Source organism: Myxococcus stipitatus DSM 14675, from assembly GCF_000331735.1.
GTDB lineage: Bacteria > Myxococcota > Myxococcia > Myxococcales > Myxococcaceae > Myxococcus > Myxococcus stipitatus.
The window spans coordinates 9,311,294-9,330,950 of record NC_020126.1 but is presented as its reverse complement, the minus strand read 5'-3'; the positions used below and the strand labels follow the sequence as shown (position 1 = coordinate 9,330,950).

At 69.4% G+C, this 19,657-nt stretch carries 19 protein-coding genes; 9 read left to right on the top strand and 10 right to left on the bottom strand.

Going from position 1 to position 19,657, the window contains the following annotated elements:
• Positions 1-30 precede the first annotated feature (30 nt).
• The 3 genes from MYSTI_RS44285 (at position 31) to MYSTI_RS36085 (ending at position 4,047) form a co-directional block, all read left to right on the top strand.
• Positions 31-837: a hypothetical protein gene (locus tag MYSTI_RS44285; protein ID WP_015352797.1), complete on the top strand. Its 807-nt coding sequence runs from the start codon at positions 31-33 to the stop codon at positions 835-837.
• 160 nt (positions 838-997) lie between these two features.
• Positions 998-3,220 (top strand): WD40/YVTN/BNR-like repeat-containing protein, encoded by a 2,223-nt coding sequence (locus MYSTI_RS36090; RefSeq protein WP_015352796.1) that lies wholly within the window; start codon positions 998-1,000, stop codon positions 3,218-3,220.
• 59 nt (positions 3,221-3,279) lie between these two features.
• On the top strand, positions 3,280-4,047 hold the full coding sequence (locus MYSTI_RS36085; protein ID WP_015352795.1) for a methyltransferase domain-containing protein: 768 nt from the start codon (positions 3,280-3,282) through the stop codon (positions 4,045-4,047).
• An 8-nt stretch (positions 4,048-4,055) separates the two neighbouring features.
• Here MYSTI_RS36085 and MYSTI_RS36080 read toward each other — a convergent pair whose 3' ends face one another.
• The 5 genes from MYSTI_RS36080 to MYSTI_RS36060 form a co-directional block, all read right to left on the bottom strand.
• Entirely contained in the window at positions 4,056-6,095 is a 2,040-nt protein-coding gene (locus tag MYSTI_RS36080) for a putative metal-binding motif-containing protein (protein ID WP_233278391.1), read from the bottom strand.
• Between the two features lie 109 nt (positions 6,096-6,204).
• Positions 6,205-6,822 carry a YiiX family permuted papain-like enzyme gene (locus MYSTI_RS36075; protein ID WP_015352793.1) on the bottom strand — a complete coding sequence of 206 codons (618 nt, stop codon included), beginning with the start codon at positions 6,820-6,822 and terminating at the stop codon, positions 6,205-6,207.
• Positions 6,823-6,888: 66 nt separating this feature from the next.
• A complete protein-coding gene (gene thpR / locus MYSTI_RS36070; protein WP_015352792.1) occupies positions 6,889-7,443 on the bottom strand; it encodes an RNA 2',3'-cyclic phosphodiesterase in 555 nt (184 codons plus the stop codon).
• Positions 7,444-7,449: 6 nt separating this feature from the next.
• Positions 7,450-7,974 carry a metal-dependent hydrolase gene (locus MYSTI_RS36065; protein WP_015352791.1) on the bottom strand — a complete coding sequence of 175 codons (525 nt, stop codon included), beginning with the start codon at positions 7,972-7,974 and terminating at the stop codon, positions 7,450-7,452.
• A gap of 56 nt (positions 7,975-8,030) precedes the next feature.
• Positions 8,031-9,512, bottom strand: coding sequence for an RCC1 domain-containing protein (locus tag MYSTI_RS36060; protein ID WP_015352790.1), 1,482 nt, complete (start codon positions 9,510-9,512; stop codon positions 8,031-8,033).
• Between the two features lie 105 nt (positions 9,513-9,617).
• On the opposite strand from MYSTI_RS36060, the gene MYSTI_RS36055 reads away from it, so the two are divergent.
• Positions 9,618-10,865, top strand: a complete 1,248-nt coding sequence (locus MYSTI_RS36055; RefSeq protein ID WP_015352789.1) for an adenylate/guanylate cyclase domain-containing protein — start codon at positions 9,618-9,620, stop codon at positions 10,863-10,865.
• A gap of 80 nt (positions 10,866-10,945) precedes the next feature.
• Here the strand turns inward: MYSTI_RS36055 and proS are convergent, their stop codons facing one another.
• On the bottom strand, positions 10,946-12,379 hold the full coding sequence (gene proS, locus MYSTI_RS36050) for a proline--tRNA ligase (protein WP_015352788.1): 1,434 nt from the start codon (positions 12,377-12,379) through the stop codon (positions 10,946-10,948).
• A 183-nt stretch (positions 12,380-12,562) separates the two neighbouring features.
• Here proS and MYSTI_RS36045 point away from each other — a divergent pair, with 183 nt between their 5' ends.
• Together MYSTI_RS36045 and MYSTI_RS36040 are read left to right on the top strand one after the other, a co-directional pair.
• On the top strand, positions 12,563-13,252 hold the full coding sequence (locus tag MYSTI_RS36045) for a DUF4336 domain-containing protein (protein ID WP_015352787.1): 690 nt from the start codon (positions 12,563-12,565) through the stop codon (positions 13,250-13,252).
• Between the two features lie 171 nt (positions 13,253-13,423).
• Positions 13,424-14,047 (top strand): MXAN_6652 family MXYO-CTERM-anchored protein, encoded by a 624-nt coding sequence (locus MYSTI_RS36040; RefSeq protein ID WP_015352786.1) that lies wholly within the window; start codon positions 13,424-13,426, stop codon positions 14,045-14,047.
• Positions 14,048-14,113: 66 nt separating this feature from the next.
• Here the strand turns inward: MYSTI_RS36040 and MYSTI_RS36035 are convergent, their stop codons facing one another.
• Both MYSTI_RS36035 and MYSTI_RS36030 read right to left on the bottom strand, forming a co-directional pair.
• Positions 14,114-14,665, bottom strand: a complete 552-nt coding sequence (locus MYSTI_RS36035) for a hypothetical protein (protein ID WP_015352785.1) — start codon at positions 14,663-14,665, stop codon at positions 14,114-14,116.
• Between the two features lie 49 nt (positions 14,666-14,714).
• Positions 14,715-15,098: a hypothetical protein gene (locus tag MYSTI_RS36030; RefSeq protein ID WP_015352784.1), complete on the bottom strand. Its 384-nt coding sequence runs from the start codon at positions 15,096-15,098 to the stop codon at positions 14,715-14,717.
• Between the two features lie 173 nt (positions 15,099-15,271).
• Here MYSTI_RS36030 and MYSTI_RS36025 point away from each other — a divergent pair, with 173 nt between their 5' ends.
• A complete protein-coding gene (locus MYSTI_RS36025) occupies positions 15,272-15,937 on the top strand; it encodes a YdcF family protein (protein WP_015352783.1) in 666 nt (221 codons plus the stop codon).
• On the opposite strand, the gene MYSTI_RS36020 is transcribed toward MYSTI_RS36025, so the two are convergent.
• Both MYSTI_RS36020 and MYSTI_RS36015 read right to left on the bottom strand, forming a co-directional pair.
• Positions 15,918-17,423, bottom strand: a complete 1,506-nt coding sequence (locus MYSTI_RS36020; RefSeq protein WP_015352782.1) for a trypsin-like peptidase domain-containing protein — start codon at positions 17,421-17,423, stop codon at positions 15,918-15,920. The genes MYSTI_RS36025 and MYSTI_RS36020 overlap by 20 nt on opposite strands.
• Positions 17,424-17,547: 124 nt before the next feature.
• Positions 17,548-18,060, bottom strand: a complete 513-nt coding sequence (locus tag MYSTI_RS36015) for a MarR family winged helix-turn-helix transcriptional regulator (RefSeq protein ID WP_015352781.1) — start codon at positions 18,058-18,060, stop codon at positions 17,548-17,550.
• 100 nt (positions 18,061-18,160) lie between these two features.
• On the opposite strand from MYSTI_RS36015, the gene modA reads away from it, so the two are divergent.
• Both modA and modB read left to right on the top strand, forming a co-directional pair.
• Positions 18,161-18,931 carry a molybdate ABC transporter substrate-binding protein gene (gene modA, locus MYSTI_RS36010; protein ID WP_015352780.1) on the top strand — a complete coding sequence of 257 codons (771 nt, stop codon included), beginning with the start codon at positions 18,161-18,163 and terminating at the stop codon, positions 18,929-18,931.
• On the top strand, positions 18,928-19,602 hold the full coding sequence (gene modB / locus MYSTI_RS36005; RefSeq protein WP_015352779.1) for a molybdate ABC transporter permease subunit: 675 nt from the start codon (positions 18,928-18,930) through the stop codon (positions 19,600-19,602). Before modA ends, modB begins: the two co-directional genes overlap by 4 nt.
• The last annotated feature ends 55 nt before the right edge of the window (positions 19,603-19,657 follow it).

The window sequence follows — 19,657 nt, the reverse complement described above, 5'->3', positions numbered from 1 at the left end:
TCCCCCAAACTCCTACCAGGAAGCGCGCCCATGTCTTTGTCGTCCCGCCTGCTTGCCTCGATTGCGGCTCTCTCTCTGTTGGCCAGCGCGTGCGCTCACCAGCAGAAGACCGATGATTCCTCCGGCTCGAACCAGAGCGCCTCTTCGACGGTGGAGGAGCTCCCCAACGAAGGCGGCGGCGAGGGGGGCGAGGCGGCCCAGCCCGCGGCTCCCCAGCTCACCCAGGTGAGCGAGGACGGCTTCATCGTCAAGATGCCGGGCCAGCCCCAGGTGCAGCGCCAGAAGGTGACCATCCCCGCGGGCGAGGTGTCCACGGCGGCGTACTCGCTGCAGACGGCCGAGGGCGTCATCTACTCCATCAGCACGGCGGACTACCCGGAGAAGATTGTCGCCAGCCGCCCCCCGGAGGCCTTCCTGAACGAGGGCCGCGACGGCCTGGCCAACCAGCTCAAGGGCACCGTCAGCAACGAGCAGGCCATCACGCTGGATGGCTACCCGGGCAAGTCCTACTCGGTGTCCTCGCAGAACGGCGAGCTGCGCGCGCGCAACTACCTGGTGGGCCCGCGCCTCTACACGATGATTGTCCTCTTCAACCCGAGCATCGGCGCGCCGGGCGCGGAGGACTTCCTGGGCTCGCTGCAGCTGGTGAACCCGCCTCCGGCGATTCCGCGCGCGGGCTCCACGCCTCCCGCGGGTGCCGCTCCGGCGACGCCTCCCGCGGGTGACGCGGCAGCGGCTCCCGCGGCTCCGGCCGCTGAGACGGTGGCCCCGGCGGCTCCGGCCGCTGAGACGGCTCCGGCCGCCCCGGCCGCCCCCGCGCGTCGCAAGAAGAAGTAGTCCGTCTGCTGTGTCGGGATGCATGCCCCCTCGAGTCGGGCATGCACCCGAGGACAGGCGCCCCGTTCAATTGAGACGGATGGGGCGCTGTCGGCGTGTGCGGCGGCTTCCCTTCCGTCGCCGTGGCCCCCAGCTTCCCCTCAGGCCGTAGGGGGGATTCATGACGGGGCTGGTTGGGGCCTTGCTCGCCACGGTGTTGGCGACAGGGGGCTCGGTGCTGGTTCCGGTGAGCGGGGGCAATGCCCTCACGCTCCCGGCGCAGCGCCACATTGTTCGCATCGACAGAGGTGGAGGACGTCCTCCCAGCTTGCTCGTCGCCATCCAGCACGGAGGCGTGGAGGGCAAGGGGCTGGTGCTGTACCGCTCCGAGGACGGGCTGCGCACGGTGCGCCGGGTCGGGGACGTGCAGCCGGACTTCACGCACACGGACCGCGCGGAGCTCCTCGCGGTGGGCCGGGACGTGGCGCTCGTCTATTCCTACGAGGGGCCGCAGTGGGCGCCCTCGCGCAGGCACGACGTCTGGTTCCAGTGGTGGCGCTATCAGGCGGGCTCGGACACGTGGGCGCCGGGGCCCGCGGTGCGCGTGCTGGACGCGGAGAGTGACGCCACGGGGTACTCACGGGCGCTGCTGGTCCAGGACTCGGTGGGCCGCTTGTGGGTGCAGGCGTTTCGCTGGGAGTCGGATGGGGGCTCCAGCGCGGTGGTGGTGGCGTCCACGGATGGAGGGCAGGGCTTCGGGGCGCCGCAGGTGTTGGACCGGCTGCGGCGGCGGGGCGGTGGTCGGCTGTTGAGCGTGGGGACGAAGCTCGTCTTCGTCTACGCGATGCATGACGGCTTCGTGCCCACGCGCATGCGCTTGCACGATGACGCGGACGCGGTGGGCGCGTGGGGCCCCGTGCGCGAGGCGTTTCCCGACGGCATCTACCATGGCGCGGCGCTGAGCGCGGTGGCCGACGGCCGAGGCGGCATGCACCTGGTCTACAAGGACGAGCGCGAGCGGCTGTATCACCGGCGCTTCGATGGGACGGCCTTCGGGCCTCGCACGCTGGTGGAGGGCACTTCGGACTGGGCGCTCCAGGCGGCCGTCACGCGCATGGGGGACACGCTGTTCATCTTCTACAACCGCATGCGCGTGCTGAACCGGCACTACGAGCTGCGGGTGCGGACATTGTCGGCGGATGGGCAGCTGGGGGCGTCGGTGCTGCTGGATGGGGATGCGACGTTCAAGGGCTATCCGAACGCGGTGGATGTGCTGCCCGTGGGCAGCAGCGAGGTGTCGTGTCTGTATGGGGAGACTCCGGACGCGAGCTCCCGAGGCACCGTGTCACGGGTGACGCTGGCGCTCGACGAGGAGCCTCCTGGGGAGCCCTTCGCGCTGGAGCTGGTGAGCTCCAATGCGAGTCAGGAGCTGCTCGCGGTGGATGGGGCGGGCACGCTGTATGGGGTCGCGGCGGGAGGGGACCGCTCGCGGTTGATGGCGAGCACGGATGGCGGGCGCACCTTCTCTCCTCGCGGAGAAGGGCAGGGGAGTCTGTGGACGGTGGCGGCGATGCCCGGCGGCACGCTGATGGGGGTGGTGAGCTCCATGGGGGAGTACTTCCTCCAGCGCTCCACGGATGGGGGGAGGACGTGGAAGGACAGGGTGTCGCTCGGGGGCTACCGGGCGATGGGGCCTCGCAACTTCGCGTGGTGGCGGGACACGTGGTTCTTCCTCGAGTACCAGACGTTCACCTCGTCCTCCGTCCCGCTGCGGCTGTGGGTGAGCACGGATGGAGGGGCGCGCTGGACGGTCCGCTCCACGCTGACGGCGCATCGGCATGCGTATGCGTTGGTGGTGGACCCGGCGTCGGGTGCGCTGTGGGCGCTGATGGGCAGCAACATGGTTCAGGCGGCGGTGCTGCGCTCCACGGATGAGGGGCGGACGTGGGTGTCCGTGCTCCAGGGGTATCGCGCGAATGCGATGGCGGCGGTGGTGAGGGGCGATGGCTCGCTGCTGTTGGGGCAGTCGACGCTGTATGAGCCCGAGCATCCGAAGCTGCTGCGAGTGACTCCCACGGGGCAGGTGAGCACGGTGAGGGACTTGCCGGGGCCTGCGACCTCGCTGGTGGCGGTCCCCGGGTGGGGCTGGGTGTTGGGGACGGCCTGGTCCAGCACGGGAGATGTGCACGCCCCGGGGGACGTCTCCGCTCGGCTCTTCACGAGCGGGGATGCGGAGTCGTGGTGGGACGCGCGTCGCTATGAGCGGCAGGAGGGGGAGTCGGGGCTGGCGCGCGCGGATGTGTGGGGAGTGCTGCCCACGGGGGAGCTGGTGGTGCGGGTGGAGAACCTGAGCGGCTTCGGGAGTGAGGGGAAGGGGTTCCAGGTGCTGCGCATCCAGCGCTGAGCGAGGGGCTGGGTTACACCTGGGTGTGCGCGGTGTGAGCACGCCGCCGGGAGGCTGGCATGTGGGATCCGACGCAGTACACGCGCTTTCGAGATGAGCGGAAGCGGCCCTTCTTCGAGCTGCTGTCTCGCGTGGAGGTGGACGCGCCCACGCAGGTCGCGGACCTGGGCTGTGGGACGGGGGATTTGACGCGCGTGCTGGCCGAGCGCTGGCCGGGCGCGGTGGTGTGCGGGGTGGATTCGTCGGTGGAGATGGTGGAGGAGGCGCGCCGTCGTCCCTCGCCGGAAGGCGTGCGGTTCGAGGTGGGGGACCTGGCGGGCTGGGAGCCACCGGCGCCGCTGGAGGTGTTGGTGTCGAACGCGGCGCTGCACTGGGTGCCGGACCATGCGGCGCTGATGGGGAGGTTGGTGGCGAAGCTGGCGCCGAGCGCGGTGCTGGCGTTCCAGGTGCCGGCCAACTTCGAGGCGGCGTCACACCGGCTGGTGGATGAGGTGCGGAGGTTGCCGCGCTTCGCGCCGAAGCTGGGCGCGGGGCGGGCGAGGCCCGTGGAGACGCTGGAGCGATACGAGTCGCTGCTGGCGGGGCTGGGGATGACGGTGGATGCGTGGGAGACCACGTATCTGCACCTGCTGCCCGGTGAGGACGCGGTGCTCCAGTGGCTCCTGGGGACGACGCTGCGGCCCGTGCTGGCGGCGCTGGGGGCGGAGGAGGGGCGCGCGTTCGTGGAGGAGCTGGGGCCTCGGTTGAGGCAGGCGTACCCCGCTCATGCGCGGGGTACGCCGTTCCTGTTCACCCGCCGCTTCGTGGTGGCGCGGCGGGGGAACTGAGGAAGGGGTTACGGCCAGGCGGGCCAGCGGAGAATGCGCCCGCCATTGCCCACGACCCAGAGATCATCCGGGCCCGTACCGGTGATGTCGTTGAGCCGGTTGCTGCCGCTGTAGACCCGTGTCCAATTCGTTCCATCGAATCGATAGATGTGTCCATTGGAGCAGGTGGTGTAGGCGGAGTTCGCGCCGAAGGCGATGACCGAGGTGAGGCTGTGGTTGTCGGGAGTTCTGGCCACGGGTTGCCATTGTGTCCCATCGGTCTTCCTCACCACATGGCCCGCGTCGCCCACCGCAAAGGCGACCTTGTCATTGACGACCCAGACACCCCGGAGCCTTTCCGGACTTTGCACCGTCTCCGGATTCCACAGGCCGGTAGCCGGAGCGAGCCGATAGATACGAGCGCGAGGACTGTTGTTGACGCCTCCCACCACCAAGACATGTTCGGGGCTGTGTGCGTGGGCATCGAACACCTCGCTGAGGGTGTTGTTGGGGCCGTTGAATGTAGGTGTTCCCGTGCCACTCCATCTGAAGGCTGTACCCTCATTCGCCGCGGCGTTCTCCGATGCTCCGTAGAGGGAGAGAACGTTGTTCGTCCTCAGTCCCGTCAATCCAAGGACCTGCAGATCCTGATCGTGGACGATGACGCAGCTCGTGGAGCTCTGGGTCTGGTAGCCATAGATGCCGCCTTTGCTTCCGAGCCATGCACGACCATCGGAGGGGTCGCTCCAGACGCTCAACCACTCGGTGGATCCGCTGAGTGTGCTGCCGCAATCGGTGCTCGAAATGACGGTGAATGTCGTCGCGGGGAAGGTCAGCCGTGCTCGGCGATTGTTCGTGCCGGTTACCCAGATTCCCCCTGTGGTCTTCGTTCCCCATGAAGAGGCTGAGATCCAGTTGCTTCCACTCTCCACGGTTTGAGAGACCCATTCCGCATCGGAATTGCTAGGGCACTGAGCGGCGGTCTCCTTGTTGCCGTCACACGTATTGTCCAATCCGTCGCAAATCTCGGTGGCCCCGGGATTCGTGTAGGGATTCCCGTCGTCACAGTCGCCACCTTGAGCGACATAGGCCCCAGCGGGCTTCGTGCAGGACTCGACGACCGTGCTCCCGCCATACCCGTCACCATCCTCATCCAGGTACCACTTGGGCGGAGGAGGCGTCACACAGTCGAGGCTCTCCTTGTCGCCGCTGCACGTCAGCGTGCCATCGCAGTGACTCGTGACGTTCGTGCAGCTCTGGCCTCGGGTGGGGAACCGTTCATCGAGAGCCCCGTCGCAGTTGGTGTCCTCGCCATCGCAGAGGTCTCGCGTCCCCGGGTTGATGCTGAACACGTCGTCGCGGCAGTCCGTCGGGGGCCCCTCGGTGAACTTGTCAGGGATGTCGCCGCAGACGATGCGAGGGGGCGCACCCTTCAAGCCGTACTGGTCCCCATCGGCATCCGGGTACACCGTCTTCGCGGCCGGGGTGTCGCAGTACAGAGCCTGTGTCGTCTGGTCGCAGCGGGAGATGCCCCTGCAGTCGGCGGATACTTCGCAAGCCTGGTTCAGCTTGAAGTGAACCTCATCGGAGACACCGTCACAGTTGTCGTCGGTGTCATTGCAGAGCTCGTCCACGCCCGGATTGATCTTCTCGTTGTCATCCTTGCAGTCCGTGCCACCGCTGATGACGTCGACAAATCCATCCTTGTCCGAGTCCGTGGCCTGCAGACTCACCGTGACAACCTGCACGGTGTTGAGCGCCACCGTCACCTCCCCCGAGTTCGTGACGACCTCCCTGCCGTCACACGACTTCTCGAAGGCTCCAACCCTCACCTTCAAGGACGTGCCCCAGTCCGAGGGAGGAACCATGCCAATCTGCATGGTTCCGCCGACCCCCGCCTCTCCTTTGATTTCCGACGTGAAGCTGTTCTTCGCGGACTTCCCGCTGGCTACATCCGAGATTTCAACGCGCAAGCAGCCCGGCTTGAACCCGGAGTATTTCACCGCAACATTCACCGCACCCTGGGTCTCCGCCTTCTTGCAACCAGCGAAGACAAAGAGGGGGAGCACGAACAAGAGTCGTCGCATGCCGCGACTCTACTCGGGCTCCCGTTACAAGCTCACCTCCCGAGAGTCGGGGTTGGATACACCCCCGGAATATTCACGACGCGGCGTGTAGCTAGCACCCTTCCGGGAAATCCGAGTGAATCACCATGAGCCGGTCATCCCGGGCCAGGCTGGCGGGCGTCACCAGCTCCAGGTCCAGAGGGACCTGGGTGCCGTAGCGCTCGCGCATCTGCTGCTGGATTCCCGCGACATCGAGCGAGCCCAGCCGCTCCATCTTCCCGTACTCCACGCCCGCGCCCTCGATGTACGCCTTGCGCACCAGCTCCGAGCAGTACATCGCCTCATCGCCCCAACCGAACCTCCAGTCGTAGGGCTTGCCCAGGTGCTTCTTCGCCGCGTCCAAGACGCGCTGCCGGGTTGCGACATCCAGATTCTCAGGACGCAGCACCATGATGTGGCCCTTCACCCCTCGCGCCTTCCACTTCGCGAAGGGGACGCGCTGCACGGGCTGCACGGCCTCCACCACGAACACTCCCTTGGGGGTGACTTCCACCAATCCCACATGGGAGAGCGAGCTGTGCGTGGCCGCCTGGATGGCCTTGGACTGCCGAGAGCGCGAGGTGTGCAGCACCACGTCTCCCGTCTGCAGCTTCGACTCGAGTGTCTCCCGTGGCGCCGCGACCGCACCGAGTCCCCACAACCACAGCCCCAGCACCAGCAACCCTCGCATGTGCCTCGTCCTTTCCAGCGTTTACCGCGCTGGCTGGCGCTCACTGCAGTCGGAGTGCCAGCGCCTTCAGCCCGCGCGGGTCAAGGGCACCTCGGCCACGGTGAGGTACCGAGGCCCCTGGCTCTCGAAGAGGATGAGCCGGTCCACTCGCCCCTGGCCCAGCTGCTGGTTCTTCAGCGCCTCCACGCACGGGAGGAACGCTGGCTCGCCGCGCGACTCCTTGCTCCGCGCCAGCGTCAGGTGCGGCGCGTACTCGTGGAAGTCGGGCTCGAAGCCCAGGGGGCGCAGTTGCGCGGCCGTATCGGCTTGCAGCGCCTCGAGCGCCGCTGTGTCGCCCTGGACGTCGGCCCAGAGCACTCGAGGGTGCGTGGGTGAGCCGAAGGTGCCGCCGCCCCCCACCGACAACGTGAACGGCGCATGCCGAGGCCCCACGCTCGCGAGGGCCTCACGGATGGCGGGCAGCCGCGCGGACTCCACCTCGCCCAGGAACACCAGCGTGAGGTGCAGGCCCTCCACGCGGACGAAGCGGGCGTGGCTCGCGAGCGCGCGCAGCGGCTTCATCGCGGTGGTGACTCGGGCCTCGATGTCGGCGCCCAGCGTGACGGCGGTGAACAGTCTCATGGGGGTTCAGCGCCTCGTCGCGGACTTGCGGGGCCAGAGCGCATAGGCCCAGAAGGGAATGAAGGCGAGCAGCTCCACGCCAACGACATACATCCCGCGCGGCGACAGCATGCCCGCGCCGATGGGAGACACCGGCAGCGGCTGGACGGGAGCGAACAGCCGGGCATTCGAGAACGGCCACAGCAGCGCCGCGCCCAGGCCGCCATCGGTGAGCGAGTCGAGCAGCCCGTGGCTCGCCACCGCGAGGAACGCGAGCACCCCCCAGCGCAGCGGCGGCGCGGAGGCCCACTTCGCCCCCAGCGCGACGACGAGCGCCACGCCCGCCGCGAAGACGAACGAGTGCGACGCACCCCGATGTCCCCACGGCGCCGCGTACGGGATGCGGAACACGAAGGCCACCACGTCCGCGTCGGGAAGCAGGGCCAGGGCCGCGAAGAACACCATGGAGGCAAGTCGCCGGCGGGTCGACCCGTCGCCTGCCTCGTACCGCCCCAACGCCAGACCCACCGCCGCATGACCGATGCTTGCCATCTCTTCTCCGGCGCGGAGGATACCGCAGCCCTCCGGCGCCTTGGAGAGACGAGGCGTTACTTCGACGGAGTATCCGTCCCCGTGGTCAGCCGGTGCGCGGGCACGGGCGTAGCCGTCGCCACGTTCCAGCTGTCCGGCCGGCCCGCCACGTCCCCGGTGGGCCGCACGCCGTTGCCCAGCACGCCCGTCTTGTTGCGGCCCCACGAGTAGAGGGTGCCGTCCGTCGCGGTGGCGTACGCGTAGAACGACTGCGCGGTGTTGTGCAGCGCGGAGAAGGTGACGCCCGGGGCCACCTGCACGGGGCGGAAGACCATCTTCTGGTACTTCCCCCAGTCCCAGTTGTAAGGCGTGGGGTAGGTGGCGAAGTCGAGCATCACGCCATTGCCCACCTCACCCAAGGCGCTGTCGCCCCAGCCCCACAGCGTCCCGTTGTCCAGGATGACGTGGGTGACGTGGCCCGTCGCGGAGACGTGGACGACCTTGCGCGCGCCGAACTCCGGGAACGTCAACTTCAGCGGCGTGGACACCGGATACCAACCGCCCTGCGGCGGGCCGAGCCCCAGGTAGGTCCCATTGAGTCCCCACCCCCACAGGCCCCCGTTCTCGTCGAGCGCGACGACCCAGTGCGAGCCTCCCGGCGCAATCTCCAGCACGCGCGCGGGGATGTTCACCGGGTTCGGCCGCGCATACTCACTGAACCTGCCCGTGCCCAAGGTCTCGTTGGCGGAGCCGCCGCCCCAGGCCCACACCTTGCCGGTGTCATCGAGCGCGAAGATGCTGGTGTCGTTCGTCGTGAAGCTCTTGATGACGACACCTTGCGGCAGCGGCACGCGCGTGGGGCGGGTGATGTTGCGCGGCGCCGTGTTGCCATCCCCCGCGATGCCCAGGGTGTTTCCAATGGCCGTGCCGCTCATGCCCCAGACCCACACGGAGCCATCCGCCTTCAGCGCCATGTTGAAGAGCAGCGCGCTGCGCACCGCGACGACGTTGTCGAACGTCGCGCCCGTGGAGTCCGTGAGGATGAGGTACGGCTGTCCGTTGTTCGGCGTCGTGGTGCGGTTGGGATGGTCGTTCGTGGTGCCGTCGCCCCGCTGGCCGTAGAGGTTCTGCCCGAAGGTCCACACGCGCCCCTGGACGTCGAGCGCGAGGCTCTGGAAGCCGCCGCCCGCGACGTCCTTGAAGCGCAGGCCCGCGGGCAGGGCGATGTCCACCGGAGGCACCTGGTTGTAGGGGTTGGAGTGGCCGACGCCGAGCTGCCCGGCCCGGTTCGAGCCGATGCCCAGCACCCGCCCGTCGACCAGGTAGAACAGCTGGTACTCGGCGGGCGCGATGCGGGACAGCACCGCGCTGCCCGAGTCCGCAGCCCCCGCATCCGGAGTCCCCGCGTCCGAGGAGCCCCCGTCATTCGTGGTCTCTCCCGGGTTGACGTGGCCGCCAGGAAGGCCGCCCCCGGGCCTGGGCCCCGGCTCATCGGGCGACCCGGAGCACCCCATCAGGACCACGGCGAGCGAGACGAAGAGGGAAGAGCGGAGTGACATGTGGTTATTGTCACTCAGTGGCGCATTCGAGGGCAAACAGACGGCCAGGCGGTGTCGCACGCCGATTGACCGGGTGCCGCCGAAGCGGACTAGCGTGGCCCGCTCATGCGAATGCTCCCCCAGGTCGAGGACACCCTCCAGCGGCGCCTGGAGGCGTGGCGCGCGCAAGTCGGTGAGTGGCTCAACCGGTTCCGCGTCATCGCCGTGACGTGCTGGCTGGGGATGTCCTGGGTGTTCGAGTGGCGCATGCCCATGGGTGTGCTGGGCGCATACCTGCTCCTGGCCCTGGCCCTGTGGGCGGGCGCGCGGCGCTTCCCGGCCCTGGGACGCGTCCCCGCGCTGGGGCTCGTGTTCCTGGACATGCCCGCCATCTTCGCGCTCCAGGGCATGGCCATCCGCACGGTGCAGAACGAGAACGGGGTGCCCACGGCGCTGCTGGCGCTGGGCGTCTACATCGTGCTCGTGGTGCTCGCGTCGCTGGTGACGCTGTCGCGTGTCACCGTGGTGCTGGCCACGGCGCTGGCCATCGGCCTGGAGATGGGGCTGGTGATTCTGGCGGGGATTCAGTGGGAGTTGCTGCTGCCGGGCATCGTGCTGGTGATGGTGCTGGGCGCGCTCTCGTCGGCGTTCATCACCCGGCAGGTGCTGGGGCTGGTGCAGCAGGTGGCGCGAGAAGAGGTGAGCCTGGCGCGGCTGGGGCGCTACTTCTCACCCGAGGTGGCGCGGCGGATTGCCCAGCAGGGCTCGGACACGGGCCGAGGCGAGCACCGCGAGGTGACGCTGCTGTTCTCGGACATCCGAGGCTTCACGTCGATGTCCGAGCGGATGGACAGCCCTCAGGTCGTGACGCTGCTCAACGAGTACCTGACGCGCATGGTGGAGGTGGTGTTCCGCCATGGCGGGACGCTCGACAAGTTCATCGGCGACGGCATCCTCGCGTACTTCGGCGCGCCCATGGATCTGCCCGGACACCCGAAGGCCGCCGTCGCGTGTGGCCTGGCCATGCTGGAGGCGCTGGAGTCGCTCAACACCGAGCGCGTGGCGCGCGGCGAGGAGCCGCTGCGCATCGGCATCGGCATCCACACCGGGCGCGTCGTCGTGGGGGACGTGGGCAGCGAGCAGCGCCGCGAGTACACGGTGATTGGCGACGCGGTGAACCTGGCCAGCCGGATTGAGGGGCTCACCAAGAAGGTCGGCGTGGCCATGCTGGTGTCGGAGGCCACGCGCGTGCGCTGCGAGGAGGACCCTGGCGTCCACTTCGAGCCCGCCGCGCCCCTGCCCGTCGCGGGCAAGAGCGAGCCCGTGTCCACCTTCGTCCCCGCGAGGCACCCTCCGCGCGTCATCGCGGGCTGAGGCGCGAAACGGCGAAGGGCCGCGAGGGGAGCACGAGGCTCCTCCCACGGCCCTTCCGTGAGGCGCGCGCGACAGGCGGCTCAGTACGCCTTGGAGAACACGATGCGGCCCGGCGAGGGCTCACCGGTGACGACGCACTTGCCCGGCTCCTGCTCGAGGGCGAAGGGCCGGTTGCGCGTGGTGAGGCCCGTCTCCTCCTTGATGCGTGCCTCCACCTTGGCGTCCAGGTTCCAGTGCGCCAGGAGGAAGCCCGCGTCCGCCTTCTCCTTCATCTCCTCGTAGGAGTTGACCTCGAAGGTGTGCGAGTCGCGGAAGTCCTTCGCCTTCTGGAACAGGGCCTTCTGCATGTCGTCCAGCATGGCCTGCGCCTTGGTGACGGCCTCGCCCAGCGGGATGAACTCCTTCTGCTTCAGGTCGCGGCGCACCATGACGCACGAGTCCTTGGCCAGGTCCTTGGGGCCAATCTCGATGCGGACGCAGGTGCCGACGAGCTCGTGCTCGAAGTACTTGAAGCCCGGGCCCTTGCTCTCGTCGTCGTCCACGACGACGCCCAGGCCCGCCTTGCGCAGGTCCGCGGCGAGCGCGTGGCTCTTGGCGAGCACCTGGGACTTCTCCACGTCCGTGGCCTTGCCCGCGATGGGGATGATGACCACGTGGTTGGTGGCGAGCTTCGGCGGGACGATGAGACCCGAGTCATCCGAGTGGGTCATGATGAGGCCGCCGATGAGGCGCGTGGAGACACCCCACGACGTCTGCCACACGAAGTGCTCGCGGCCGTCGCGGCCCTGGAACTTCGTCTCGAAGGCCTTGGCGAAGTTCTGTCCCAGGTTGTGGCTGGTGCCGGCCTGCAGGGCCTTCTTGTCCTGCATCATGGCCTCGATGCTGTACGTGCGCAGGGCGCCGGCGAACCGCTCCGACTCCGACTTGCGGCCCGTCATCACGGGCATGGCCATGTAGTCCTCCGCGAAGGTGCGGTAGACCTCCAGCATCTGGAGCGTCTCCTTCTCCGCGTCCTCCTCCGTCTCGTGACAGGTGTGACCTTCCTGCCAGAGGAACTCGGTGGTGCGCAGGAACAGGCGGGTGCGCATCTCCCAGCGCATGACGTTCGCCCACTGGTTGATGAGCAGGGGCAGGTCCCGGTAGCTCTGCACCCACTTGGCGAAGCTGCGGTTGATGATGGTCTCCGACGTGGGCCGGATGACGTAGGGCTCCTCGAGCTTGGCGCCGCCCGCGTGGGTGACGACGGCGAGCTGGGGGTTGAAGCCCTCGACGTGCTCGGCCTCCTTCTTCAGGTAGCTCTCGGGGATGAGCAGCGGGAAGTAGGCGTTCTTGTGCCCCAGGTCCTTGAACATCTTGTCCAGGACGCGCTGCATGTTCTCCCAGATGGCATAGCCGTTGGGCCGGATGACCATGCAGCCCTTCACGTCCGAGTAGTCGGCGAGCTTCGCCTTCTGGACCAGGTCGACGTACCACTCGGAAAAGCCCTTTTCGCGGGGCGTGAGCTTCTCGGCCATGTGCGGAGCACCCTTCTTCAGTCGTGGAAAGAGGACGGTTGCCTACGATGGGCTCACCCGGAAATCAACGCCCCAGTCGCCCGCAGGGGCGTCCGGTAGTCACCTCGGGGGGCGGGCGGGTGTTGTGGGGCTCACCGCCGGGGGGGCAGGATGCGCGCCCGACTCACGCGAGGAGGACGACCCATGCTGAGGACGACCCCCATGTTTCATGCGGTGGCAGGCCAGGTCCACACCCTGAGCATCCCCTTCCGGATGGGAGCCTTCGACCTGGGAGGCCGGATGACGCTCATCCGCTTGCCGGATGGCGGACTGTGGGTGCATTCGCCCGTCGCCCTCACGCCCGAGCTGCGCGCGGCGGTGGATGCGCTGGGCCCGGTGCGCTTCCTGGTGGCGCCCAACCTGATGCACCACCTGAAGGTGGGGGACTGGGCGGCGGCCTATCCCGAAGCGAAGGTGCTGGCGCCCGCGGGCCTGCGCCGCAAGCGGCCCGACCTGCGCATCGACGCGGAGCTGGAGAGTGGCCCCGCGGTGGAAGGCATCGAGCAGGTGGCCGTGCGCGGCATGCCGATGCTGGACGAGTTCGTGTTCTTCCATCGCCCCAGCAAGACGGTCCTGCTCACGGACATGTCCTTCAACATCCACCGCTCGAACTCGTGGCTCACCCGGATGTATCTGAAGCTCAATGGCGCGTGGCAGCGGCTGTCTCCCACCGTCATCACCAAGATGGTCATCAAGGACCGGCCCGCGGTGCGCGCGTCCCTGGACCAGGTGCTCGCGTGGGACATCCAGCGGGTGCTGGTGTGTCACGGAGATGTGATGGAGCAGGGCGCGCCGGATGCGCTGCGCGAGGCCTTCCAGCGCCTCGCGAAGTGAAGGGCAGCCTTGGTGGATTCTTCCGCGCTGCGAGCACGAGAGCAGCGCGGGTCAGGGTCGACCTGTGTGGTGGGCCCGCGCGAGCACCTGGAGAGGTGCTGTGAAGCGCGGGTGTGTCGCGCTAAGAAGGAGCCCCCATTCCCCTCAGCGTTGTTCCCATTGGGAGGCTTCATGCGGTCGTTTCTTCCGTCTCTCGGAGTTGCCGGTGCGATGGCGGCGTGCCTCGTCTCGGGTTCTGCGTTCGCCTATGCCACCGGCCAGACGGGCCACAGCGGTCAGGACGCAGCGCGGACGTGCGCGACCTCGGGTTGCCACACCCGCTCCGGCACCACGGGCCCCACCGTGACCTTCGACGGTCCTTCGTCCCTCGAGCCCGGGCAGACGGGCAACTACTCCCTCGTCATCAAGGGCGGCCCCGCCGTCAAGGGTGGCTACAACGTCTCGGTGGATGGCACTGGCGCGCTCACCGGGGGCGCCGGCTCCAAGAAGATTGCTGGCGAGCTCACCCACACCACCCCGAAGGCCTTCGCCAACGGCGAGGTCCGCTTCGATTTCACCCTCGTGGCCCCCTCCTCCGGCACCACCCTCACCCTGTACGGCGCGGGCAACTCGGTGAATGGCACGGGGGATGAGACGGGTGACTCCTCCGCCACCACCACGTTCAAGGTGAAGGTGGGTGACGGCGGCGGCGGCGGTGGGGACGACAAGGGCGGCTGCTCCGCCACGGGCGGCGTGCCGCTGCTCGGCGCGGCGCTGATGCTGCTCGGCGCGCGTCTGCGCCGTCGCGGCGCCTGAGCCTCGGCTCGGAATTCGTGGCGCACGTGGAGTCTCCTCCCGTGCGCCACACCGCACCTGTTCCGCTCAGCTCACGTTGAAACGGTAGAAGACCTCCGGGTCTCCCTTCGCGAAGCCCTTGAGCACCTCGTGTTTCAAGTCCTTCGCGCCGAGCGCTGTCAGCCCGCCCGCCGCGAAGCCCATCACCGACAGCTCGAAGTACACGTGCGGCTTGGGCACGCCGAGGATGCGCAGGTCCGTGGAGCCCGTCCCGGGCTGGACCTCGATGGAGCCTTCCGTGAAGTAGCCCTTCCAGATTCCCGGCGTGAAGAAGAGGAAGCGGCGGAAGTCGCCCGGGCTGAACATCGCCTTGAGCTGCCCCTTGCCCAGCGCGTACTCGGCGGACTTCACGCCGAAGTGCCACCACGTGGTCGGGTCACCGCCATAGAAGCGCTTGAGCAGCGCCTCGTTGAGCCGCAGGAACGCATCCACGGGCAGGCGTGTCACCGGGAGGACCGGCTGCGCGAAGACGGGCTCGCGCTTCTTCATCTCCTCCATGAACGTTCGCCAGGCCTGCTCGCCGTGCTCCTCCGCCACCATCTGCTGCCGTGCCAGGAACGCCACGCCTTTGACTTCCATCCGCGTCTACCTCCACGTGCCACATGACCCCGCGCGGACGCCGCGGGTCCTACTCGAGCTGAAGACCACAGTCCGCGCAGGCCCCCGCCACCAGGGGCGCCACGGTGCCGCAGGCCGGACATGGCGGCTCGCCGTCCTCCGTCGCGGGCAGCGCGAAGGGCGCGGCGCCTTCCGCCAGCACGCCCTCTCGCTGGATGCTGTCCATCCAGCGCTGCTGGAGGAGCGTGGCCACGCGCACGCCGTCCTCGGGCCGCACCAGCACCTGGAACTTGGGGCTGCAGCCCGGCTTCGCGCACGCCTCGCGATGAACGAGCGCCGGGACGTCCGCCTCCAGGCAGGCGTCCACCAGCCGCCGCGCATCCGCCAGGGCCATCTCCGCGCACGGCACCAACTCCACGTCCGTGAGCGCCTTCGACACCTCATCGGGAGTCATCACCCGGCGGATTGGAGCCCACGCGCGGGCTCCTCGTCCAGCGGCGCGCCGTCCTCCCTCCCTCGCGGGCAGTCACCCGACCCTCGAGGGCACGACGCGGTGCCCCATGGGGCAAGCCACCTTCCTCGCCAGACGTGCGGACGGGCGAGCCGCTCGCGGCTAACGTGCGCGCCGTGCCTCCCCTTTCGATGAGTGCGCGGCCCGGACGGGTGCGCCGGTTCGTCGTCGTGTCCGTGGGCGTGATGACGTGCGGCGTCTTCGGCGTGGCGTGGTGGGTGGACCGCTTCGGCCAGCGCGAGCGCGCCGCGCCCTCCGACGCCGTGGTGGTGCTGGGCGCTCGTGTGCTGGCGGGCGGGGTGGCCTCGGGGCCGCTGAGGGCTCGCACGGAGAAGGCCGTCGAGCTGTACAAGCGCGGCGTGGCGCCCCGGCTCATCTTCTCCGGAGGCGTGGGGGTGAACCCGCCCTCGGAGGCGCGGGTGATGATGGAGCTGGCGACGCGGATGGGGGTGCCACCGGAGGCGTGCACGCTGGAGGAGTCCAGCCACTCCACCGCTGACAACGCGCGCCTGACGGCGAAGCTCCTGCGCGCGCTGGATGCCCGCCGCGTCGTCGTGGTGTCGGACCCGTATCACCTCCTGCGCGCGCGCCAGTACTTCCGGCTCAACGGCTTCGAGGTGACCACCAGCCCCGCGCTGCTGACGGAGCGGAACATCCACCTGGTGGACCGGGCCTACTGGACGGTGCGCGAGGCCGTGGCGCTGCTGCTGCACCCGCTCGTGTTGCTCGCGCGTGAGCCCGCGGACGCGCCGAGCCCGGACGTCACTGCTTCGGCACGGTGAGGGCGCGCAGCACGCGGCCTCCACCGGGCACCGCCACGCGCAGGAGCAGGGCGTCGCCCGGGGGCGCATCCCGCACCACGCGCGCCAGGTCGGAGGCCCGGCGCACCGTTTCTCCCGCGGCCTCCACCACCACCATGCCCGGCACCAGGCCCGCGCGCTCGGCGTTGGAGCCCGGCACCACCTCCGTCACCAGCGCCCCGGCGCGCGGCAGGCCCTGGGCCCGCGCCAGCCGCGAGTCCATGTCCGACAGGCTCAGCCCCACGCGCTGCTGCGGTGACTCCTCCTGCTCCGGCGAGGGCTCGCGCGACGCCACGCCCTCCAGGTCCGGACGTGTCCCCAGCGTCACCACCACCTCCTGCTTCTTGCCCTCCCGGTAGAGCGTGAGCGGCAGCGTGGAGCCCGGCGCCTCGAGCGCGATGGTGCGCGTGAGCGCGTGGCCGGAGGCGATGGGATGCCCGCCCGCGGAGACGATGACGTCGTCGGGCTTCAGCCCCGCCTCGGCGGCGGGCGTGCCTTCGTTGACCTCCGTGACGACGGCGCCCTTGCCGGTGGGCACGCCCAGCGCGCTGCCCAGGTCCGGCGTCAGCTCCTGCACGGCGACCCCCAGCCAGCCGCGCGTGACGGAGCCCTGCTTCTCCAACTGGGGCAGCAGCTCCTTCACCAGCGAGCTGGGCACCGCGAAGCCGATGCCCGAGCCCTGGCCCGCGATGGCGGTGTTGATGCCCACCACCTCGCCGTGGAGGTTGAACAGCGGGCCGCCGGAGTTGCCCGGGTTGATGGCCGCGTCCGTCTGGAGGAAGTCGTCGAAGGGGCCCGCCTGGATGTCGCGGGCCTTGGCGGAGACGATGCCCAGGCTGACGCTGGAGGCCAGGCCGAACGGGTTGCCGATGGCCACCACCCAGTCGCCCACGCGCATCGCGTCCGAGTCCCCCAGCCGCACCACGGGGAGCCCCTTCACATCGCCCTGGAGCTTGAGCACCGCCACGTCCGTGAGCGGGTCCCTGCCCAGCACCTTGGCGTCCATCTCCTTCCCGTCAGGGAATTGCACTCGAATCCGGGTGGCACCTTCCACCACGTGGTTGTTGGTGAGCACCAGTCCGCGCGCGTCCACGACGAAGCCGGAGCCCAGGCCCTGGCGGGGTGCGTCCTCGCGAGGCCCGTCGAACGGTGCGCCGAAGGGCGACTCCTCCCCGAAGGGGGAGTCCGGGCCTTCGCCATTCCAGGGCGTGTCCTGGTGGGACGGCGCGGCGTCGCGCACCTCCACGTTGACGACGGCGGCCTTCACCGACTCCACCAGCGGCGCGATGGAGCTCAGCGCCCGCCGCATGTCCGGCGGCAGGGCCTGTTGCTGGGAGGGAGGTGCTCCTGGCGCGGGGGCTTCCGCGGGCGTCGGGGGAAGCGGGGCGGGGGCTTCTTCCTTCCCCTTGCGACAGCCCGCGAGCGTCAGGACCAGGCCCAGGACCACCGCGCGTCTGCTTCCCTTCATCACGTGCCTCCCCTGCGTCGACCTCCAGGTCACGGCGGCTCGGGTGCGAGGTCCTCCTGTGAGGTGGGTCGCCCCCGGGATGACGGCACGATAGAGCGAGCGGTGCTCGCCCGCCCAACGGCCTTCAGGCCGAGCGCTCGCGCGTGCCTGGGGCGGCGGCCGCCGCGGGCAGGGTGTCCATGCGGCGCAGGAGCTTCTCGAGGATGCGGAAGAGCGCCTTGCGGTCTCCCGCGTCGAGGATGTTCAGCAACTGGCCCATGCCCTGGACCATGAACCGCTCCAGCTTCTGGTACGTCTGGAGCCCTTCGGGGGTGAGCCGGCAGCGGACGACGCGGCGGTCGGACGCGCTGCGCTCGCGCAGCAGGTGGCCCTCCCGTTCCAGGCGGTCGACCAGGCCCGTGACTGTCTTCTCGGTGACACCCAGGCGGCGGGCGAGCTCGCCCATGGTGAGCGAGCCGTCCTGACCCAGCCAGAGCAGGGCATGCACCTGCGGCGGGGTGAACTGGAGCTGTTCGCAGGTGCTGGCGATGGGGTCACGGAGCGAACGGCGCCGACCCAGCGCGAGCAGGAGCTGCTGGAGCTTCAGCACGTCCGCCGAGATGTCTTCATCCTCTTTGGGGTGGATAGTCCGTGACACGGAGAATGGCTTAGCGGGCAGGGTCCCACGGGTCAACCCGTTGTCACGGCGTGGGCTGCCGTGCGGACAATGCGTTCCTGAACGGAGGAGCGTAGAGGGAATGCGTACCATGTCCAGGTTGTGCGTCACTTTCCTGGTGCTCGCGGCGGCGTCCGCGCGAGCCGAAGAGGCGCTCGTGTTCGCGGCGGCCAGCACCACGGATGTGCTCCAGGAGCTGCAGCCGGTGTTCGCGAAGGCGACGGGACACACAGTCGTGCTGGCGCTGGGCTCCTCGGGCGACCTGGCGCGTCAGGCGATGGCGGGGGCTCCCGCGGATGCCTTCCTCTCCGCGGATGTGGCGAGGATGGACTCGGTCCAGGCCGCGGGTCTCGTGCAACCCGGAACGCGGGTGGACCTCTTGTCCAACAGGTTGGTGGTGGTGGTGCCGGTGGATGCGAAGCGCGCGCTCGCGAAGCCCGAGGACTTGAAGGGGGTGAAGCGGCTGTCGCTGGCGGACCCGGCGCTGGTGCCCGCGGGGATGTACGCGAAGGCGTGGCTGGAGAAGGTGGGGTTGTGGACGGACCTGACCTCCAAGGTCGTGCCCGCGCTGGATGTCCGGGGAGCGCTGGCGGCGGTGGAGGCGGGGCGCGTGGACGCGGGCGTGGTGTACGCGACGGACGCGGCGCAGTCGAAGAAGGTGCGCGTGGCGTTCGAGGTGCCGACGGCGGCGGCGCCGCGCATCGTCTATCCGGTGGCGGCGCTGACGAAGGGCAAGTCACCGGAGGCGGGCCGGGCCTTCGTGCGCTTCCTCCAGTCGGAGCCGGCGAGAGCGGCCTTCGCGCGGCATGGCTTCGGGGTGCTCGTGGCGGACACGGGGACGCGGGCGAAGTGACGGACACGACGGGGTTGGTGCTCTTCACGTTGACGGTGGCGGCGGTGGCCACGCTCGTCATCCTTCCGCCCGGGGTGGCCGTGGCGTATGCGCTGGCGCGCTGGCGAGGCCCGGGGCGAGGCGTGGTGGACACGGTGCTCGCGCTGCCGCTGGTGTTGCCGCCCACGGCGGTGGGGCTGGTGCTGTTGGAGTTGCTCGGGCGCAACGGGCCCGTGGGCCGCGTGCTGGATGCGATGGGCGTGGAGGTGGTGTTCACGCCCGGCGCGGTGGTGCTGGCCAGCGCGGTGATGGCGTTTCCGCTGCTGGTCCGCTCGGCGCGCTCGGGGTTTGAAGAGGTGGACCCGAGGCTTGTGGCGGTGGCTCGGACGCTGGGCGATTCGCGCGCGCGAGCGTTCTTCCGGGTGACGTTGCCCCTGGCCTGGCGCGGCGTGGCGGTGGGGGCGCTCCTGGCGTTCTCGCGCGCGCTCGGGGAGTTCGGCGCGACGGTGCTGGTGGCGGGGAACATCCCGGGGCGCACGCAGACGCTGTCGCTCGCCATCTTCCAGCACACGCAGTTGGGGCAGGACGAGCGGGCGCTTCAACTGGCGGGCATCGCGGCGGCGCTGGCCTTCGTCGCGGTGTACGCAACAGAGGGGCTGACGCGTTGGCGGGGACGGCGGGTGCGCGCGTGAGCACGCGCTTCGATGCGGCGGTGAGGGCGCTTCACCTGTCGGTGCGGACCTGCGT

Bases quoted from the DNA above. Each gene is read 5' to 3' on its own strand.
- MYSTI_RS36060 (WP_015352790.1), bottom strand. From the start codon at position 9,512: ATGTCACTCCGCTCTTCCCTCTTCGTCTCGCTCGCCGTGGTCCTGATG.
- MYSTI_RS36030 (WP_015352784.1), bottom strand. From the start codon at position 15,098: ATGACTCCCGATGAGGTGTCGAAGGCGCTCACGGACGTGGAGTTGGTG.
- MYSTI_RS36075 (WP_015352793.1), bottom strand. From the start codon at position 6,822: ATGCGAGGGTTGCTGGTGCTGGGGCTGTGGTTGTGGGGACTCGGTGCG.
- MYSTI_RS36035 (WP_015352785.1), bottom strand. From the start codon at position 14,665: ATGGAAGTCAAAGGCGTGGCGTTCCTGGCACGGCAGCAGATGGTGGCG.
- modA (WP_015352780.1), top strand. From the start codon at position 18,161: ATGCGTACCATGTCCAGGTTGTGCGTCACTTTCCTGGTGCTCGCGGCG.
- MYSTI_RS36055 (WP_015352789.1), top strand. From the start codon at position 9,618: ATGCGAATGCTCCCCCAGGTCGAGGACACCCTCCAGCGGCGCCTGGAG.
- MYSTI_RS36090 (WP_015352796.1), top strand. From the start codon at position 998: ATGACGGGGCTGGTTGGGGCCTTGCTCGCCACGGTGTTGGCGACAGGG.
- MYSTI_RS36040 (WP_015352786.1), top strand. From the start codon at position 13,424: ATGCGGTCGTTTCTTCCGTCTCTCGGAGTTGCCGGTGCGATGGCGGCG.
- thpR (WP_015352792.1), bottom strand. From the start codon at position 7,443: ATGAGACTGTTCACCGCCGTCACGCTGGGCGCCGACATCGAGGCCCGA.
- MYSTI_RS44285 (WP_015352797.1), top strand. From the start codon at position 31: ATGTCTTTGTCGTCCCGCCTGCTTGCCTCGATTGCGGCTCTCTCTCTG.
- MYSTI_RS36045 (WP_015352787.1), top strand. From the start codon at position 12,563: ATGCTGAGGACGACCCCCATGTTTCATGCGGTGGCAGGCCAGGTCCAC.
- MYSTI_RS36020 (WP_015352782.1), bottom strand. From the start codon at position 17,423: ATGAAGGGAAGCAGACGCGCGGTGGTCCTGGGCCTGGTCCTGACGCTC.
- MYSTI_RS36065 (WP_015352791.1), bottom strand. From the start codon at position 7,974: ATGGCAAGCATCGGTCATGCGGCGGTGGGTCTGGCGTTGGGGCGGTAC.
- MYSTI_RS36085 (WP_015352795.1), top strand. From the start codon at position 3,280: ATGTGGGATCCGACGCAGTACACGCGCTTTCGAGATGAGCGGAAGCGG.
- proS (WP_015352788.1), bottom strand. From the start codon at position 12,379: ATGGCCGAGAAGCTCACGCCCCGCGAAAAGGGCTTTTCCGAGTGGTAC.